Source organism: Acinetobacter sp. AR2-3 (assembly GCF_001878775.1).
Classification (GTDB): Bacteria; Pseudomonadota; Gammaproteobacteria; order Pseudomonadales; family Moraxellaceae; genus Acinetobacter; species Acinetobacter lwoffii_D.
Genome location: NZ_MJIQ01000047.1, coordinates 1 through 18,216 on the forward strand (window position 1 = coordinate 1; position 18,216 = coordinate 18,216).

At 43.1% G+C, this 18,216-nt stretch carries 15 protein-coding genes; 4 read left to right on the forward strand and 11 right to left on the reverse strand.

Translation table 11 applies throughout. The features are described 5' to 3' along the window. Positions 1-163: 163 nt before the first annotated feature. Genes betA through betI form a run of 3 tightly spaced genes read right to left on the reverse strand, consistent with a single transcriptional unit; the run spans position 164 to position 3,906 of the window. Positions 164-1,819 carry a choline dehydrogenase gene (gene betA / locus BFN00_RS08890; protein ID WP_071851162.1) on the reverse strand — a complete coding sequence of 552 codons (1,656 nt, stop codon included), beginning with the start codon at positions 1,817-1,819 and terminating at the stop codon, positions 164-166. A gap of 11 nt (positions 1,820-1,830) precedes the next feature. Continuing rightward, positions 1,831-3,306, reverse strand: coding sequence for a betaine-aldehyde dehydrogenase (gene betB / locus BFN00_RS08895; RefSeq protein ID WP_005096916.1), 1,476 nt, complete (start codon positions 3,304-3,306; stop codon positions 1,831-1,833). Positions 3,307-3,327: 21 nt separating this feature from the next. Continuing rightward, positions 3,328-3,906: a transcriptional regulator BetI gene (gene betI, locus BFN00_RS08900; protein WP_005096918.1), complete on the reverse strand. Its 579-nt coding sequence runs from the start codon at positions 3,904-3,906 to the stop codon at positions 3,328-3,330. Between the two features lie 270 nt (positions 3,907-4,176). On the opposite strand from betI, the gene BFN00_RS08905 reads away from it, so the two are divergent. Both BFN00_RS08905 and BFN00_RS08910 read left to right on the forward strand, forming a co-directional pair. Beyond that, entirely contained in the window at positions 4,177-6,213 is a 2,037-nt protein-coding gene (locus tag BFN00_RS08905; protein WP_005096920.1) for a choline transporter, read from the forward strand. 28 nt (positions 6,214-6,241) lie between these two features. Then, positions 6,242-6,850 (forward strand): MarC family protein, encoded by a 609-nt coding sequence (locus BFN00_RS08910; protein ID WP_071851164.1) that lies wholly within the window; start codon positions 6,242-6,244, stop codon positions 6,848-6,850. A gap of 63 nt (positions 6,851-6,913) precedes the next feature. On the opposite strand, the gene BFN00_RS08915 is transcribed toward BFN00_RS08910, so the two are convergent. Both BFN00_RS08915 and BFN00_RS08920 read right to left on the reverse strand, forming a co-directional pair. Then, positions 6,914-9,079: a TonB-dependent receptor family protein gene (locus tag BFN00_RS08915; RefSeq protein WP_071851166.1), complete on the reverse strand. Its 2,166-nt coding sequence runs from the start codon at positions 9,077-9,079 to the stop codon at positions 6,914-6,916. A 458-nt stretch (positions 9,080-9,537) separates the two neighbouring features. Further along, positions 9,538-10,455 (reverse strand): LysR family transcriptional regulator, encoded by a 918-nt coding sequence (locus BFN00_RS08920; RefSeq protein ID WP_071851168.1) that lies wholly within the window; start codon positions 10,453-10,455, stop codon positions 9,538-9,540. Positions 10,456-10,784: 329 nt separating this feature from the next. Between BFN00_RS08920 and BFN00_RS15965 the strand changes: the two genes are divergently transcribed. After that, the gene (locus BFN00_RS15965; RefSeq protein WP_004280333.1) at positions 10,785-10,952 is read left to right on the forward strand and encodes a hypothetical protein; all 168 of its coding nucleotides are present in this window, start codon (positions 10,785-10,787) and stop codon (positions 10,950-10,952) included. 158 nt (positions 10,953-11,110) lie between these two features. On the opposite strand, the gene BFN00_RS08925 is transcribed toward BFN00_RS15965, so the two are convergent. From BFN00_RS08925 to BFN00_RS08940, 3 genes are all read right to left on the reverse strand, one after another. Beyond that, positions 11,111-11,308: a hypothetical protein gene (locus BFN00_RS08925; protein WP_004646985.1), complete on the reverse strand. Its 198-nt coding sequence runs from the start codon at positions 11,306-11,308 to the stop codon at positions 11,111-11,113. A 255-nt stretch (positions 11,309-11,563) separates the two neighbouring features. Then, positions 11,564-13,294, reverse strand: coding sequence for a bifunctional protein-serine/threonine kinase/phosphatase (locus BFN00_RS08935; protein WP_071851170.1), 1,731 nt, complete (start codon positions 13,292-13,294; stop codon positions 11,564-11,566). A gap of 66 nt (positions 13,295-13,360) precedes the next feature. Next, positions 13,361-14,170, reverse strand: coding sequence for a formate/nitrite transporter family protein (locus BFN00_RS08940; RefSeq protein ID WP_004280337.1), 810 nt, complete (start codon positions 14,168-14,170; stop codon positions 13,361-13,363). A 286-nt stretch (positions 14,171-14,456) separates the two neighbouring features. Here BFN00_RS08940 and cynS point away from each other — a divergent pair, with 286 nt between their 5' ends. Beyond that, positions 14,457-14,906 carry a cyanase gene (gene cynS, locus BFN00_RS08945; protein WP_004646988.1) on the forward strand — a complete coding sequence of 150 codons (450 nt, stop codon included), beginning with the start codon at positions 14,457-14,459 and terminating at the stop codon, positions 14,904-14,906. Between the two features lie 299 nt (positions 14,907-15,205). Here the strand turns inward: cynS and BFN00_RS08950 are convergent, their stop codons facing one another. The 3 genes from BFN00_RS08950 to modB form a co-directional block, all read right to left on the reverse strand. Next, positions 15,206-16,555 (reverse strand): MFS transporter, encoded by a 1,350-nt coding sequence (locus BFN00_RS08950; RefSeq protein ID WP_071851172.1) that lies wholly within the window; start codon positions 16,553-16,555, stop codon positions 15,206-15,208. A 330-nt stretch (positions 16,556-16,885) separates the two neighbouring features. Further along, a complete protein-coding gene (locus tag BFN00_RS08955; RefSeq protein WP_071851174.1) occupies positions 16,886-17,527 on the reverse strand; it encodes an ATP-binding cassette domain-containing protein in 642 nt (213 codons plus the stop codon). A 1-nt stretch (position 17,528) separates the two neighbouring features. Next, positions 17,529-18,212 carry a molybdate ABC transporter permease subunit gene (modB, locus tag BFN00_RS08960; RefSeq protein WP_071851176.1) on the reverse strand — a complete coding sequence of 228 codons (684 nt, stop codon included), beginning with the start codon at positions 18,210-18,212 and terminating at the stop codon, positions 17,529-17,531. Positions 18,213-18,216: the final 4 nt, after the last annotated feature.

An 18,216-nucleotide genomic window follows, 5' to 3' on the forward strand; every position in this document is an offset into this window, starting at 1 on the left:
ATTAACTTTCGCAAGAGATCTATTGAATATTTTCATAAAATATAAATGTATTAAGTAAAGCGGAGATAAAACCGAAAGCAGTCGAGGTTTTATCTCCGCTTTGGGACAAAATTGAAATTCGCTTTACTCCTGCTTTGCTAGGCGGCAGGAATAAAACCATAATTTAAACGCGAGGCGCCTTGTAAAAAGGTGCAGATGAAGGCGCAAGAGCAGGTTTGCCACGAATATGGTCTGCCAGTTTTTCAGCGATCATAATCGTAGTTGCATTGAGGTTACCGGTAATGATCAAAGGCATAATCGAGGCGTCAATCACACGCAACCCCTGCATTTCATGTACGCGTCCATAACCATCGACAACCGCCATGTCATCCTCACCCATTTTACAGCTACATGATGGATGATACGCGGTTTCTGCATGATTACGAACAAATTCATCAATTTCAGCATCTGTTTGTAGATGTTTTCCCGGACTGATTTCTTCACCACGATAGGGATCTAATGCCGGCTGATGCATGATTTCCCGGGTAATGCGGATGGCATCGCGGAATTCACGCCAGTCCTGCTCGGTACTCATATAGTTGAACAGAATACTTGGATGCTCAAACGGGTCTTTGGATTTCAGACGAACACGGCCACGTGACGGCGAACGCATAGAGCCCACATGAGCCTGAAAACCATGTTCATGAATGGCATTGGTGCCATTATAATTAATCGCCACAGGCAGGAAATGATACTGGATATTGGGCCATTCAAATTCGTCGGAAGAGCGGATAAAACCACCGGCTTCAAACTGGTTGCTGGCTCCAATACCTTTACCTAAAAATAACCATTCAGCGCCAATCATCGGCTGGTTATACCACTTGAGTGCCGGATATAAGCTAACCGGTTTTTTGCATTTATATTGCAGGTACATTTCCAGATGGTCTTGCAGGTTTTCACCCACGCCTGGCAAATCCTGAACCACAGGAATATCCAAACTTTTTAACAGTTCAGCCGGACCCACACCGGAGCGTTGCAGGATTTGCGGCGAGGCAATTGCACCTGCACATAGCAATACTTCACGATCTGCAAAGACCTGAATCGGCTGTAAAGTATTTTGTCCTTCAAAATATTCCACACCAATTGCCTGATTACGATTAAACAGAATCCGGTTGGTCATGGCGTGGGTAATAATCGTAAGATTATCCCGGCCTTTGGCCATATCCAGATAACCACGTGCTGTACTGGAACGACGGCCTTGCGGCGTTACGGTACGGTCCATCGGCCCAAAGCCTTCCTGCTGATAGCCATTCAGGTCATCAGTACGTGGATAACCGGCCTGTACACCTGCCTCGACCATGGCATGGAACAGTTCATTATTGCCATTTTTAGGTGTTGCGACCGAAACCGGTCCAGAATCACCATGATAATCATTGCCGCCAATATCGCGGGTTTCAGCTTTTTTATAATACGGTAGACATTCGGCATAGCTCCAGTGTTCTAGCCCCTTCAGGCTGGCCCACTGTTCCAGATCCATGGCATTACCGCGAATGTAACACATGCCATTAATCAGTGAAGATCCGCCCAGACCTTTACCACGGCCGCATTCCATACGGCGATTGTTCATGTGGGGTTCGGGGTCGGTCAGATAGGCCCAGTTATAGCGTCGTCCCTGTAATGGATAAGCCAATGCAGCCGGCATTTGTGTTCTGAAATCTAGACGATAATCTGGTCCACCCGCTTCCAGCAACAGGACCTTTACATCCGGATCTTCAGTTAAACGCGCTGCTAGCACATTTCCTGCCGAACCTGCGCCGATAATAATATAATCGTAATTCATCCAATCCTCCCTTATGCGCTAAATACAGACTGGAAAGGACTAAGTTCAACTTGCACTGACTTGGTCTGGGTATATTGCTGTAGCGTGACAATACCATTCTCGCGACCGACACCCGAATGTTTATAACCACCCACTGGCATTTCTGCCGGTGATTCGCCCCAGGTATTAATCCAGCAAATGCCGGCTTCGATTTGATGAATAATACGGTGCGCACGTGCCAGATTTGGTGTCACGACACCAGCTGCCAAACCATACTCGGTGTCATTGGCACGACGAATCGCCTCTTCTTCTGAGTCATAACTCAGAATACTCATGACTGGACCAAAGATTTCGTCACGGACAATGGTCATGTCGTCACGGCAATCAGTAAATACCGTTGGTAGCACATAAGCGCCTTGAGCAAACTGCTCATCTTCAGCACGGCCGCCACCACACAATAAGCGTGCACCTTCGATCTTGCCCTTTTCAATATAGCCCAACACTTTTTCCATATGAGAGAAGCTGGACACTGGACCAAAATTGGTTTCAGGATCAAGTGGATCCCCCATCCGGATATAAGGAATACGCTGCAGAATCTTTTCTTCAAATTCGGCTTTCAAGGCTAAAGGTACAAATACGCGGGTACCATTGGTACAGACCTGACCGGAACTGTAGAAGTTGGCCATCATGGCTATATCTGCTGCCAGATCCAGATCGGCATCTTCACAGATAATTAGCGGGGATTTTCCACCCAGCTCCATAGTCACTTCTTTCAGGCTGGAATTCGCAGCTTGGGCCATGACTTTTTTGCCGGTCGCGACACCACCGGTAAATGAAACTTTGGCTATGTCCGGATGTGAAGTCAGATAGCCACCAATTTCACCACTACCGGTTACCACATTAAATACACCATGCGGCACACCGGCTTCAGTATAAATTTCTGCCAGTTTTAGCGCAGTTAAAGGCGTTATTTCACTGGCTTTAAAGATCATGGCATTGCCCGCTGCCAGTGCAGGTGCAGATTTCCATAAGGCAATTTGAATCGGATAATTCCACGCACCAATCCCAGCAACCACACCCAAAGGTTCACGGCGGGTATAGACAAACGAACTGCTTCTGAGCGGGATTTGCTGGCCTTCTAATGCTGGCAAAATACCTGCATAGTATTCGAGTACATCTGCGCCTGTCGCAATATCGACGGTGGATGTTTCACTGAAAGCTTTACCACTGTCGAGACTTTCTAAACGTGCCAGCTCGTCATTACGTTCACGAAGAATAGCGACAGCCTTGTTCAAAATACGGGAACGTTGAATCGCCGTCATTTCTGCCCAGACTTTTTGTCCTTGCTGTGCCGATTCAACAGCGCGATCGATATCATCTCGCGTACATACCTGCACGTCTGCCAGAATTTCTCCAGTTGCAGGATTAATCGTTTGAAACGTGCTATTGGATGTTGCATCGACATATTGTCCATGAATATAAGGACGTTGCAGTTTGAATGTTGTCAATGGAATTTCCTCGCAGGTGGGTTATTTGAGTTGTTGCCGGATATATTCACTACACAGTTCAATCGGCAGTTCTGGGTCAATTTCGCCATTTACCAAAGCACCTCTTAACCAGAATCCGTCAATCAATGCTGCCAAACCTTGAGCAGCTTTCTCTGCCTGGTCTTTACTCAACTTTTTCATGAATTCATATTTAAGGTTGGAATGTAAACGGTAATGATTAATCTGCTGTAAACGATGTAATTCAGGTTGGTGCAAACTGCTAGCCCAGAACGCCAGCCATACTTTCATCGCAGCTTTATCTGTTTGTGGTGCAGCAAAGTTGCCACGCACAATTGCCAGTAAACGTTGTTCAGGTTCGCCATCGACTTTGGACTGCATTTCTGCAACAGATTTACCCAACTGCTGCAATAAGTAACGCATTGTGGCTTCAATCAAGCCATTTTTACCTCGAAAATAATGACTTATGATGCCGGTTGAGACACCTGCCCTCTGAGCAATCTGACTAATTGAAGCTTCTGCAAAACCTAGCTCATTCACTGCAGCTAAGGTGGCATCGATCAGTTGCTGACGACGGATCGGTTGCATACCAACTTTGGGCATAGGACTAACCTGAATAACGGATGTAGCAATAAAAAATCACTCTGCTAGAGCAAATAGCTGAATGATGTAACAATTCATAAACGCTTTTTTAATTGAACGTTCAATTAATAAAAATTATAGTGCCAGCTCACCCTTGATGTACAGCGCAGTTTGTTTTGGATTTGCAAAAGTTTGTAATTAACGAAAACAAGGAAGCTTTACCGCAGGCTTTTGCTTTTAAATCACACTGCACTGTAGATCATCCGGCAACAAAACGATGGTCATGAATTTATGCAAAAGAAAAAAGAAGATATGCAAGATGGTCTGAATAAAGTAGTTTTTTATTTTTCGGCGACACTTATTCTGCTGTTTTCTATCATCACCATTTTATTTAATGAACAAGCTAATCAAGTCATTATTAATATTTTAAACTGGGTCAGTCGTACCTTTAGCTGGTATTACCTGCTGGCGGCAACGCTGTATCTGGTTTTTATCATTTTTATCGCCTGTTCCCGTTATGGCGAGATTAAATTAGGCCCCAAACATTCCAAGCCAGAATTTAGCCTGCTGAGTTGGTCGGCGATGCTATTTTCTGCCGGAATCGGGATTGACCTGATGTTTTTCTCGGTGGCGGAACCACTTTCCCATTATATGAATCCGCCTGTAGGCGAAGGCGAAACCTTTGAAGCTGCGCGCCAGTCCATGGTGTGGACCCTATTTCACTACGGTTTAACCGGCTGGAGTATGTACGCGCTGATTGGGGTCGCCCTGGGTTATTTCAGTTATCGCTACAATTTACCGCTCACCATCCGATCGGCACTTTATCCGATCTTTGGAAAAAGAATTAATGGTCCGATCGGCCATACTGTGGATACGGCTGCAGTACTCGGCACGATTTTTGGTATTGCCACCACCTGCGGGATTGGCGTTGTGCAATTAAATTATGGCCTGCATGTGCTGTTTGATTTACCGGAAAATATCTGGATTCAAGCTGCACTCATCGCTGTTGCTGTGATTATTACTATTATTTCAGTCACTGCCGGTGTCAATAAAGGCATCCGGATCCTGTCTGAAATTAATATCTATGTATCAATTGGGCTGCTGCTATTCATTCTGTTTGTAGGCAATACCGAGTTTTTATTAGCTGCCTTGATTCAGAATTTTGGTGACTATATCAGCCAGTTCCCGAAACTTTCTTTAACCAGTTTCCCTTTTGAACAACCGAAAGAATGGATGAATAGCTGGACCCTGTTCTTCTGGGCATGGTGGATCGCCTGGTCACCTTTTGTCGGTCTGTTTCTGGCCCGTATTTCCCGTGGTCGTACCATTCGTGAATTTGTCACCGGGACTTTGGTTATTCCTCTGTTATTTACCCTGACCTGGTTGTCTATTTTCGGTAACAGTGCTTTATATAGCGTGATTTTTGATGGTAATACTCAACTTGCTACGACAGTTTTAGAAAATCCGGCACATGGTTTTTATGATCTGCTGGCGCAGTATCCAGGCTTTATGTTTACTGCAGGTGTCGCCACCATTACCGGCTTGCTGTTCTATGTGACCTCAGCGGATTCAGGGGCATTGGTATTGGGAAATTTCACCACCAAATTCACTAATATTGAGCATGATTCACCGCGCTGGCTGAGTGTGTTCTGGGCCATTGCCATCGGTTTGCTAACTTTGGCAATGCTCATGGCCAATGGCGTAACAGCATTACAGAACACCACGATTATTATGGGCCTGCCTTTTAGTTTCGTCATTTTCTTTGTGATGGCGGGACTATATAAGTCCTTACGTCTGGAGGATTTTCGACAGGCCAGTACCAGTCTGAATGCGGCACCTGTGGTCGGCAATGTGGATATATTGAACTGGAAGAAGCGTCTAAGCCGGGTCATGCTGCATCCAAGCCTGTCCCAGACCCGGACCATGCTGGACAATGTCTGCAAGCCGGCCATCGAGGCGGTTGCAACCGAGTTAATTGATAAAGGCATTCAAGTCAATATTCAGGAAAAATCACTTGAGGAAGAACCTGAACTGTATCACCTAGATCTGACCATTCAGCTCGATGAAGAAGAAAACTTTGTCTATGAAATATGGCCGGTACGCTATGACACGCCAAATTTCAGTTCACGTGGTAAACGAACCAAACGTTATTACTATCGTCTGGAAAGTTATCTGTTTGAAGGCTCTCAGGGCAACGATCTGGTCGGTTATAGTAAGGAACAGGTGATCAATGACATCCTGGATAAATATGAACGCCATATGATGTATCTGCATATTAACCGGATCAGCCCAGGTAAACGTCCGCTGTTCCCGGATCGTGAAATCTAGGATCTCTCAACTACGGAAGGAATCAATAATGTCAGAAAGTTTGAATGCATTTGCCCTGTTTTTCTCCCTGCTCAATCCTTTTCTGATGAGTATTTATATGCTCGGAATTATCCGTAATTCCGACGCAAGAATATTCAACATGGCATTGATTCAGGGCAGTCTGATCAGCTTTATTGTGTTCATCATTTTTGCAAAAACCGGTGAAGCCTTCTTTAATGAATTCTTGCATGTACGGTTTGAGTCCTTCCAGATTTTTGGCGGTATTATCTTTTTGGTGATTGGCTATCGTTATGTCTTTGAAGGTGCTGATACGATTGGCGTGATGCGTGGAGCGCCCAGTCATCTGGCGGGCACGATTGCCATGCCGTTTATGATCGGTCCGGGTACCATTTCGGCATCTGTGATCACCGGCATACAGCTCAGTTTAATGCAAACCATTCTGGTGATTTTTTCTACGCTGTTTCTGACTTGTAGCCTGCTGATCCTGATGAAATATCTGCATGATCATTTACAACATAAATATTCCAACTACATTGACCTGTATGTCGATATTGTCGGTCGTGTTGCTGCGCTTCTGATTGGTACGATTGCCATCGATATGATTGTGACAGGCGTTACCGGAATTTTAGAAACCTGATAAACCTTTTCTATCAATAAATAAAAAGAGCGGTTTTCACCGCTCTTTTTTTGATTTTAAAAATTAAAATTTAAATGACACACCGGCATAAGTAGAAAAACCTTCACCTGGTGAAGATCGCGCTACATCAGCACCTTTATCATTCAGACCAGGAATCACGACCGCAGCATATTTCTCATCCGTGATATTTTTAAAGTTGATCCAGGTTTTCCACGATTGATGTTCTGGTGCATAACCCACGTCAATGCCCCAGATCTGATAGTCATCACTGAATCGGCTATTGGCATAATCATGTGCCATCTTCGATGCATATTCGGTATTCAAACCAATATAGAGGCCATTATTCAAGGCATAACTTAGTTGAGCCTGATACAGATGTTTAGGGATTCCTGGCAACTGGTTCTTGCCAAACAATGGATCATTTTTGTACTGGAAATCGCTAAGGGTATAAGCCTGTTGCAGACGCAGTTCGCCATATTGGGATTCATGCAATGGCGTATCTAGACTTAGCTCCACCCCTTGATGAATCGTTGGCGTGGCATTCGATTCAACAGCAATTGGCTCTGAAGGTCGATTCGATCCATCTTCATAGGTTTTAATCATTTCAGAGGTTAACAGTTCATTTTTCACTTTGGAATAATAATAACTCAGTGCCCAATCTCCAAAGCCTGATTGTCCACGTCCACCCAGTTCAAAGCTATTGGCGGTTTGCGTGTCCAAATAGATTGGCGCGCGCACCCGGCCAGAAGCGACACCACTGTCAAAATAATACGGTGAAGACCAAGCCATCGCCCAAGGATGTGCTGGCTCAATGCTGCGGCTTAAATTGGCAAACCATTGCACAGACTCATTCGGCTGATAGGTCAAACCAAGTCGTGGTGCAAAATTCCATTCATAACGGCTGACTTCAGGACTCGCCACAGGATAAGTTACTTCACTTTCCCGATGGTTATACACCGCTGCCAGTCCCAAATCTAATTTGAACTGATCATTTAATGTGGTTTCCTGATCAAATTGCAGGACGTTGTCTGAACCGCGATAGGTATAACGGCGGGTAACGGTATCTGCCGGATACAAAGTTCCATCAATAGTCGTATCACGTCGGATGGTTTCCGTTACACCACTGTCCGGACGATGAGTCGTGCTGCGCAAGGCAATACGCCCCTGATGCTCCAGACCTAGAAACTGGTAAGGTTTTTCATACTGGAAGCGCGCTGTAATATCTTCATAATCGACATTGGTACGATAACTGCTTTCACGTAAATCCAGCGGATAATGATGATAAGCCAGACTGCCAGTCAGTTTTGCATCATCCTGTAAATTCCAGGTCGTGGTATTGGCCAGCCAAGTACTGCCCGGCTGAATCCGTTTGGCATCTACCGCTAAATTAAAGCTATTCGCTGCTTCAGGATCATTTTTGAGCTGTTCTTGTGTAATCCGTCCTGGAGTTAAATGCTTGCTCTCACGGTAACGAGCATAAAAACGGGTTTCGATATCCGGACTGATCTGATAGCCCAAATTAAAAGCCAGACCCTTACCATCGCCTTCAGCATGATCCTGAATTCCATCAAACTGGGTACTCGTCAGCGCCAGATAATAATCCATCTGATCCAGCTTTCGGCCGGTACTAAACTGATATTTTTGATAACCATGGCTGCCCATTTCATATTTGAGTTCAGAGCCATCCTGATCTGCGCCGGTCTTGGTTCTATAGTTGATTGTTCCACCTAAGGCCAGTCCGCCTTGCTTAAAGCCATTGGCTCCGCGATAAACCCCGACATGATCAATCCACCAGGGTTCTAGCAGTTCATACGCTGTACCGCCCGGCCCGGTAAATGGAATATCGTCAATCAGGACGTGCGTACCGGATGCGTGTGCACCTGAAGTCCGGTTGATTCCTGAGCCACGGATCGATATTTTTGCACCTTCATTCCCTGCAGACTGGGCATAAATTCCTGGCTGTAAACGGAACACATCGGCTGTGGTTGCAAGTCGCTGCTGTTCTAATTGCTGCTCACCAATGAAATTCGTTCCTCCTGAAACCTGAGCCAGCTCTTTCTGATATTGCTGCTGCGGATTGGCATTTTGCTCAGCGCTGATCACAATAGTATTCAGCTGTTGAACATTGTCCGGTTCTACGGCAGTTTCAGCATAAAGATGACCTGAGACAATCGACAGAATCATGAGGCTCAGCGGGCTTTTCTTGAGAGGAATTTTTGTCATGTGCATGGCGAGTTTATACAGTCCTGTATAAGTGATTCCGTTTTATGAGAGGAAATCAGTTTAAAAATTATGCTGTAGCATAGATCAACATTGTTATTTTCAGGAGTTATTTTCTGCCAAAAAATTGAGTGATCAGCGTATGTTTTTTCATTTTATTTAATCTTTTTATTAAAAATCAACTTGCAAGATCAAAACCACATCCTCACAAGTTCCAAGAAATTAATTTTTAAATAACTGATATTTAATAATATGTAATTTAATTCTGCACAGATGTATTTCCACTTGGCAAAATGTGATAAGTAGAAAAATTTATAATCGACCAAACCAGTTCTTTAATTTCGAAAGTTGGCCGAAGTTGTATATTTTCTGATTTAAAGTAGACAAGATTAACCTCATCACCTTATAGAAAAATTGAAATCCTTGAGAGAAAAATAACGGACTAAATATATTTAACTATTCGCAAATTAGCTGTAATAGACCTGTCTTTTCTTGGAAAACCGATCCAGCTGTTTCAAGAAGCCTTCAAAATAATCTTTCTGTTTTTCTTCTGTGCGATAGCCGGCGTATAAAGTTCGACGTAAGCCTTCAGGCGCCACACAGTCGAGGCGGCGTGAAGTGACCCAGCCTTTCTGCTCATATTCATTTACCACCCAATCAGGTAATGCACTAATCCCGCGACCACTTGCCACCAGCTGAATCAGCATTTGGGTCAAGTCGGTGGTACGAATGGCTTTTGGTAGAATATTAGCGGGAATAAACAAACGCGACATGATGTCCAAACGGTGTTTATCCACCGGATAAGTCACCAGCGTTTCTTCAGCAAGTTCCTGAACAGTAATCTCTTTCGCACGTACTAATGGATGGGTATTGGATAAAACCAAGCGTGATTCGTATTCAAATATTGGAAAATATTCAATGCCTTTAAGCGCAATCGGATCAGCCGTAATCAGCAGATCAAACTCTCCAGTTTGCAATAATTCATGCGGATTCGACTCAAAACCTGAGGCAAAGTCCAGGTCTACATCCGGATATTGCATCCGGTATTGATTGAGTAGCGGCATCAACCAGTCAAAACAGCTATGACATTCAGAGGAAAAAACAATTCGTCCGGTCTGACCATGCACAATTCGGCTGATATCACTCTGTGCAATTTGAACTTGCGGTAATATTTCATCTGCCAGTTTTAGCAACCGCTCCCCAACATTTGAAAAGCTCACAGGGCGACTACGCCGATTGACCACTTCGACGCCAAACCATTGGTCGAGTTCACGTAGCTGATGTGACAAGGCTGATGGGGTTAAACATAAATCACTTGCTGCTGCAACCAGAGAACCATGCTCCCGCAGAGCAGTTAAAGTTCTTAAATGGCGAAGTTCTATCATGAAAAATACCGGAAATTTAAAAGACGGATGACACTTAATCTGTCTTAAGCATAACCCATTTTTCTTATTTTATTTAGTTTTTCTCATTTCAAAACCAGAATAATGAGATATATTCAACTATTAGGTTTATAGGTTTAAATTACTATTCCCTTAATTTCATTAATTTAATTTTCTTGGTTAACTTAACCATCATTAAAATAACCCATAAAATATTGATTAAACTTACAGCAGCAACAAGATAGAAAACTAACTCAGGCATAAAAGTCACAGAATAATTTTGCTGCACTCATACAATAAAAATTAGAAAGTATTTTAGAGGATGAAAGACTATGTCGAATCCAATCGATCGAAATGATGAAGAACTCACTGAAGAACAACTTGATCCTCAAGAAAAACAGGATCGTGAGATCCAGCGAGGTCAATTAGGCCTTCATGATCCACAGAGACAACGTGATCAGCTGCGTCAGGAAAGACAGGATGAGGAACAAATTCAGTAATTTTCCCTGAGATGCAAAATAAAAAACTCCCCATTCTTAAAATAGATGGGGAGTTTTTTTTCAGTATTAAAAAGTTAGGGACTAGTTTTTCGCATCACCACATCTTATACATCTGATCTAATCTGAACAGCTCACCTTCTTGGATGAGTGCTATTTTACTATTTCGTTTCTGTAGAGGCTTTTGCTTGTAGGGACTGCGCTTGTATTTCTGCCGTTTTTTTCTTGGCCTGAATTTGTGCCGCTATTTCCTGATTTTTCTCAGCAAAACGCAAGCCACCATCTCCGGCGAGACTGGTTTGGCTCATCACCATGCTGCTGCTCAAGATTAAAATCAGCTTAAAAAATTGAATTTTCATGTCTCATCTGCCTTTTTATTCTAATGGTATTAAAAATAAGCAATTATTATTCCAATGTTTTTATGCTTACTTAGATATTAACTGCACTTTCTATTTTATAGGGATAATCTTCGAAAACACAGAGTCAATCATCGTAAAAATAGAAAAATCTGCAATAAGAATAAATAGATATTTTGACTACATCTCAGCTCAAATCACATCTGATTTTTTACTTCAGTCAAAAAAAAATCGTTCAACAGCTTATTTGGATTATTTTCATTGGCTAAAATATAGTGCAAACACCCAGAGCAATAACAAAAAAAGAATCGCTGTGCAGGATTTCCAGAAAGTGACTGGATGCTTTTCAAGCATAGGGCGTGAAACTGATTTTTTAAATTTGATATCTGGGTGTTTCAGATCATATATAAAGGCTGAAAGTGCTTCATAGCGCTGCTCCGGGCGAATGGAAAGCGCTTTTTTAAAGATTGCGTCCAAGCCATGTGGCAGATCCGGTCGATACTCATAGAGAGGATGATATCGAACCTGCTTTAAGGCCTTTTCGGTCTTGCAGCGCGCGAGGTCCGTCCCATAAGGCAACTGTCGGGTTAATAAATAATAACTCATCACCGCCAGCGAGAACTGATCTGATTTTACTGAGGGTGAGCGTCCAATAAAATACTCAGGTGCCATAAAGGCCAAGGTTCCCAAAGGAACATCTGCGTGTTTGGGATTCAGTTCAACCAGACCTCTGACCGCAGTCGATCCATAATCAATCAGTTTCACTTTCAAGGTATCGGCTGGTTCGAGCAGCATGACATTTTCTGGTCGTACATCCTGGTGCAGCATTTCAAGACGGTGCATGGCATTCAATGCTTTGGCCACCTGCTCAATGATCGGAAGCAACTGCTGTAAAGTTAAAGCAGTTTTATGACGGTGCAGCCATCGGTTTAGGCTTTCCCCTTGTAAATATTCATAACTTTGAAATAAAAACTTCTTGCTGCCCTTATGTGGATAGCATTGCAGCAGATTTTCATGTTTTAAGCGTTTCGATACCCAGTCTTCCAGCTGAAATTGTTCTACGGCTTTGAGATCATCCTGCACATCGACAGACAAGGTTTTAATGACCAACTGATTTTGTGTCGCTTCATCATGCGCCAAATAGAGGCTGCTGCGATGATTTTGGTGCAGGATTTTATCAATCCGATAACCTTCAAACAGATCACCATGACTTAGCTGTTGTGGAAATAAAACATGACTTTTAATCTGGAAGTATTTTTCCTCTGGTAGTTGATCCACTTTAATGATTTGAATGGTGAGATTGTCATCACTGCCCCGTTTAAAGGCTAGCTCGACTATAGACTTGGCAATGATATCCAGATGTTGTTGCTGTTGCAGCATCTCCGATATGAGCTGCATATCAATAAACTCATAGACTCCATCCGTCATCAAGATAAAGAAATCATCTTCACATAATTCAAGCTGCTGATAATCGACATCGATACGATGGTCGGCACCCAGTGCACGACTTAAATAATGTTCTGTTGATGACAGGCAAACGCGGTGATCAGCCGTCAACTGTTCAATGGCTTGTGCCTGAATTCGATAAATCCGACTGTCGCCAGCATGAAAGATATGTGCCCTATTTTGTTTTAAAATCAGTGCACTAAAGGTGCAGACATAACCTTGGTCTTTATCAAAACGCCCGCGGCTTTGCTGGGTTTGTGCATAGAGCCAGGAATTGGTCGCACGAATGACCCGTGCCGCTGAAGTTTGGGTGCTCCATGCATCTGAAGTCGAATAATAATCCGATAGAAAACTGCTGACTGCAGTTTCTGCTGCAATATGACTGACATTGCTGCTACTGATCCCGTCTGCAATTGCACAGGCAATGCCCTTACTGCTAAGCGCGTGGCCTTCAGGAATATAGATCCCATGGAAATCCTGATTCTGTGCTTTGATTCCAGTGGAAGAATATTGCCCGATACTGATCTTTAATTTTTTATTCATTTTAAATACTCAAAAAGGGATCGAATCGATCCCTTTACTCTCAAGACATAAATCATCATGCTCAGATTAGAATTCTTTTTTATCGCCAGTACGTACATGTGTGGTATAGAGCGCCAGACCTGTCAGAGCCAGACCACCCACCAGATTCCCCAGTGCCACCGGTAATTCATTCCACAAGAAGTAGTCTGTAATCGAGAAATCACCGCCCATCATCATGGCAAATGGGAACAGGAACATATTCACCACTGAATGTTCAAAGCCCATGGCGAAAAACAGCATGATTGGCATCCACATCGCGATGAATTTGCCGCTGACTGTGGTTGACATCATGGCGCCAATTACACCAAGTGATACCATCCAGTTACATAGCATGCCGCGGATAAAAATTGTCATCCAGCCAGCAAAACCATATTCGGCATAGCCCAAAGTCCGGTCTTCCCCAATATGGGCAATTTTCACCCCAACCGCATTCGGTTCAGCGGCGAAACCCATGGTATAGACCGCGGCCATCAACACGGCCACGGTTAAACATCCGGCAAAGTTACCTAAAAAAACCAGTCCCCAGTTTTTTAAAATACGGGCCCACGTTACCCCAGGACGTTTGTCTAACCAGGCTAATGGAGTCAATACAAATACCCCGGTCAGCAGGTCATAGCCCAATAGATACAACATGCAGAAACCGACTGGAAATAGCAGCGCACCGATCAGCGGCACCCCTGTTTGTACCGCAATCGTCACGGCAAATACTGCTGCCAGCGCCAGAATTGCGCCTGCCATAAACGCACGGATTAAAACATCGCGCGTTGCCATATGAAGTTTTGCCTCACCGGCATCGACCACTTTTTTTGCAAACTCTGCAGGAGCAAGATAAGCCATATTTTTATCCCCTTTATATAAATTACTTACCTGTTTGCAAATAAAAAACGCCTAAGGTCTATTTCAACCTTAGGCGTCTTTGCCTTGTATTATTCAAACAGATCAATCGTGTCATGGCGCCGTTGCCATATTTAATATAGATAAAAGCAAATAGCATGCCAATTATTTTAAATGGCTAATAAAAATCCTATAAATTATTTTAAAATTTCATCCTTATAATTATATTGGCACAATCTCTGCATTATCTATAGCGGTCATTTTTTAAATATAGCTATTGGAGAAGATTATGATTAGCCATCGTCAACAAGTGACAGACATGATTATTTCAGCGAAAGTTTTAAAGTCTATTACATGGGCAGATGTCGCTGAAACAATAGGCCTTTCTAAAGAATGGGTGACAGCCGCATGTTTGGGTCAGATGGCTTTTAATAAAGAACAGGCAGAAAAAATTGGTGAAATATTTGGATTGACTGATGAAGCCATCGCCTGGCTGCAAATCGTACCCTATAAAGGTTCTCTGCCAACTAGCGTGCCGACAGATCCGCTGATTTATCGCTGGTATGAGGTTGTCAGCGTCTATGGTATGACTATTAAAGAACTGATCCATGAAGAATTTGGTGATGGAATTATGAGTGCAATTGATTTCAATATGGATATTCAACGTGAGAATAATCCAAACGGAGATCGGGTGAACGTCGTATTATCCGGAAAGTTTTTACCTTACAAAACCTATTAATTTATCATTCTAAAAATAAAAGCCATTTTGAAAATGGCTTTTATTTTATCTGCACTCATTAAATTCATTTATTTTTTAAAATCGTTATTAAAATATATATAATTTTTTCATCTCAAATTAAACTTACAACCTATAAATAATTTTATTTTTATTCGATGAATTCAATCCTCCTGTCCTGTTTAAATAATACTTTCCCATCCTGAATATTGGGTTCATCATTTTATTAGTGAGTTAGCAAAAACAACAAAAAGGATATTGCTATCCTTTTTGTTCATTCATTTTAAATCAGGAATGTAGTGTTATTGCTGTGCTTCCGCCAGATGACGTTCATTTACTGCCTGTTCATATAACAGCTGTTCTTTTTCTTTATGTTCGACAGAGAAGCGGATCATCAACACACAACTTGCAGCAATCACCACCAAGCTACCCAGTACCATCAAAGTGGTTTGAATATCCAGCATGCCTTTTAACAGGAAACCTGCAGCTACCGCGCCGACATTGCCACCTGCTCCAATAATACCGGCCACACCACCCAAGGCATCACGGTCGATAAAGGGTACCAGTGCATAGGTTGCACCACATGCCATATGAGTAAACAAGGCAAATATAGTCATCGCCATGATCGCCAAGGTCGCGCTGTTCATTTGCGAAAATAGAATAAGAAACAGACCTTCCAGCATGATCAAGGCAAACAGGACTTTGGTTCGACCATCCAGACCTTTTTGAATCGCAACTTTGTCTGAAACAATGCCACCCAAGGCACGGGCAAACAATGCCAGTAAACCAAAAATCCCGGCAGCCATGCCTGCTTCTTTTAGGCCAAACTGGAAGTTGTCGACAAAGTACAAGGCAATAATGTTATGGATGAAAATTTCAATACCAAAACAGGCTGCATAAGCTCCAAACAAAATCCACACACGGTAGTTACGTGCGGCATGCATCAAGATTGCAAGGCCGCCTTTTTTATCGCTACCAACAGAAATACCTTCAGCACGAAGTTCTTTAAAATTGCCTTGTGGACAGTCTTGGGTGAATTTCCAGTACAGTACACCGACAATTATCATCAGAATGCCCGGCACCAGAAGCGCAATTCTCCATCCCATCGCCTGTTCTACACCGAACATGACCAAAGCAGCCAGCATTAAAGGCATCAGGGCTTGGGTCGCACCGCCACCGGCATTACCCCAGCCTGCTGTAGTCGCATTTGCCGTTCCCACCACATTCGGCGCAAACATGATGCTGGTATGATATTGGGTAATGACAAAACTAGCACCGATGGCACCAATCAATAAACGGAAAAACAAGAAAGATTCATAACTGTTGGCCGACGCCACACCAAACACCGGAATACTGCCAATAATCAGTAAGGCGGTATAGGTTTTACGCGGACCGTATTTATCACACAACGGCCCCACGATCAGACGCACCAGAATTGTAATAGCGACTGCGGCAATATTGATATTGGCGATCTGCTCTTTGGTCAGGCTGAATTCACCGGCAATGACAGGCATTAAGGGTGCACAGGCAAACCACGCAAAGAAACAGACAAAAAAAGCGAGCCAACTCATATGGAAGGCCCGCATCGCTGAACTACTGAAGTTAAATAGACTTATTTTTGTTGCTTTATTGAGACTTGTATTTGAAGACATAGCCATTTCCTTACCAGAACTGAACGTATTTAAGTCACTGTGATGCACAAGGCATATCAGTAACGATCAGAACGGACGTCATTGGCCGTCATACAAATGTAGAGTCTTCTTTGACTTTAATCAGGTATATGCACAGGTCATGCCAGATTATTTTTAAAATAGAATAAGATATTGTTTTATATCAACTAATTTATATTCAGGATTTTAACTTAGATGTTTCTTTTTTAAAAATAGAGAGAAAGATAGATATCTTCTGAGGCATTGTTAGAAAAACAGCGAGAGGATGACCTGCTCGGAGTCATTGCTGGTTTAAATCGGTGCAGGGCTGGATCAAATAATTTTTCCCTTTTCAAAATGCAGCACCTGCGCCTGTAAATACGCTACTTCATCTACATGATGGGTTACATAAATCATGGGTAAGTTTGTTTGATGAATCACAATTTTAAGAAAAGGTAAAATCTGGTTTTTCAGCTTTTGATCCAGTCCATTTAAAGGCTCATCCAAAAGTAATAGGTCGGGAGAAGATAAAAGTGCACGACCGATAGAAACGCGCTGTGCCTGTCCACCAGAAAGCTGATGCGCCCGATGCCGAAGCAGAGCCTTTAATTCGAGTAGCTCCACAATGTCTTCAAACATAAATTTCTGCTGACCTTTATTTTTTATATTTAGCTGTTCTGCATATTTTAAATTCTGCATGACATTCAGATGCGGAAACAGCAAGGCTTGCTGAAAAATCAGGGCAATTTTTCTTTGATGAACAGGAATATTCAGTTTCTGCTGATGATCAAATAATATTTTTTGCTGAAAATGAATAAAGCCTTGTGATGGTTTTAATAGCCCTGCAATATTTTTTAAAAAGGTGCTTTTCCCACTTCCTGATGCTCCGACGATACCAATCAATTGTGTCTGCATATCCAGACTGGCCTGTAACTGGAAATTTGCGTAATTAAACTGAAAATCACACTTCAGCATCTTAGGCCTCCAATTTACGTTGATATTTCTGCATGATCCAGTAATTTGCAATCAAGGCAGAAAAAGCCAGAATCAGAGATAAAATGACTAGACGCATGGCCATGCTTTCTCCATCAGGCTGTTGTAGCAGGCTATAAATGGCGATAGGAATCGTGCGGGTTTCCTCGGGAATATTACCGACAAAGGTAATGGTGGCGCCAAATTCTCCCAGACTGCGGCTGAAACATAAAATGCTACCGATTAAAATTCCAGGCAAAGCCAAAGGCAGGCTAATGCTACAGAATACCCACCATGGTGCTGCGCCTAGAGATCCTGCCACCTGTTCTAATTGCCGGTTGATCATTTGAAAGGACAAGCGAATGGGTTGAACCATTAAAGGAAATGCCACAATCATTGCTGCCAGTACCGCACCTTTCCAGTTAAATATCAGCTGTATTCCCCATTTATGTAGATATTGCCCCAGCATACCCTGATGACCAAATAGCAGGAGCAGAAGATAGCCCAGTACTACCGGCGGTAGCACCATAGGCATCTGCAATATTGCCTCTACGAGAAATTTGGCCCTGAATTCATAACGCGCCAGTAACCATGCTACGGCGATAGCAAATGGCAGACACACCGCTGTGGCAAAGCCCGCTACTTTGGCTGAAAGCGCTAAGGCACTCAGTTCTTCTGGTGTAAGCATGAGC

Excerpts from the sequence above, each read along its gene's own strand:
- BFN00_RS08955 (WP_071851174.1), bottom strand. The coding sequence starts at position 17,527 with ATGCTGAAGTGTGATTTTCAGTTTAATTACGCAAATTTCCAGTTACAG.
- cynS (WP_004646988.1), top strand. The coding sequence starts at position 14,457 with ATGATTAGCCATCGTCAACAAGTGACAGACATGATTATTTCAGCGAAA.
- BFN00_RS08915 (WP_071851166.1), bottom strand. The coding sequence starts at position 9,079 with ATGCACATGACAAAAATTCCTCTCAAGAAAAGCCCGCTGAGCCTCATG.
- BFN00_RS08925 (WP_004646985.1), bottom strand. The coding sequence starts at position 11,308 with ATGAAAATTCAATTTTTTAAGCTGATTTTAATCTTGAGCAGCAGCATG.
- BFN00_RS08940 (WP_004280337.1), bottom strand. The coding sequence starts at position 14,170 with ATGGCTTATCTTGCTCCTGCAGAGTTTGCAAAAAAAGTGGTCGATGCC.
- modB (WP_071851176.1), bottom strand. The coding sequence starts at position 18,212 with ATGCTTACACCAGAAGAACTGAGTGCCTTAGCGCTTTCAGCCAAAGTA.
- BFN00_RS08905 (WP_005096920.1), top strand. The coding sequence starts at position 4,177 with ATGCAAAAGAAAAAAGAAGATATGCAAGATGGTCTGAATAAAGTAGTT.
- BFN00_RS08950 (WP_071851172.1), bottom strand. The coding sequence starts at position 16,555 with ATGTCTTCAAATACAAGTCTCAATAAAGCAACAAAAATAAGTCTATTT.
- BFN00_RS08910 (WP_071851164.1), top strand. The coding sequence starts at position 6,242 with ATGTCAGAAAGTTTGAATGCATTTGCCCTGTTTTTCTCCCTGCTCAAT.
- BFN00_RS08935 (WP_071851170.1), bottom strand. The coding sequence starts at position 13,294 with ATGAATAAAAAATTAAAGATCAGTATCGGGCAATATTCTTCCACTGGA.
- betI (WP_005096918.1), bottom strand. The coding sequence starts at position 3,906 with ATGCCCAAAGTTGGTATGCAACCGATCCGTCGTCAGCAACTGATCGAT.
- BFN00_RS08920 (WP_071851168.1), bottom strand. The coding sequence starts at position 10,455 with ATGATAGAACTTCGCCATTTAAGAACTTTAACTGCTCTGCGGGAGCAT.
- BFN00_RS15965 (WP_004280333.1), top strand. The coding sequence starts at position 10,785 with ATGTCGAATCCAATCGATCGAAATGATGAAGAACTCACTGAAGAACAA.
- betA (WP_071851162.1), bottom strand. The coding sequence starts at position 1,819 with ATGAATTACGATTATATTATTATCGGCGCAGGTTCGGCAGGAAATGTG.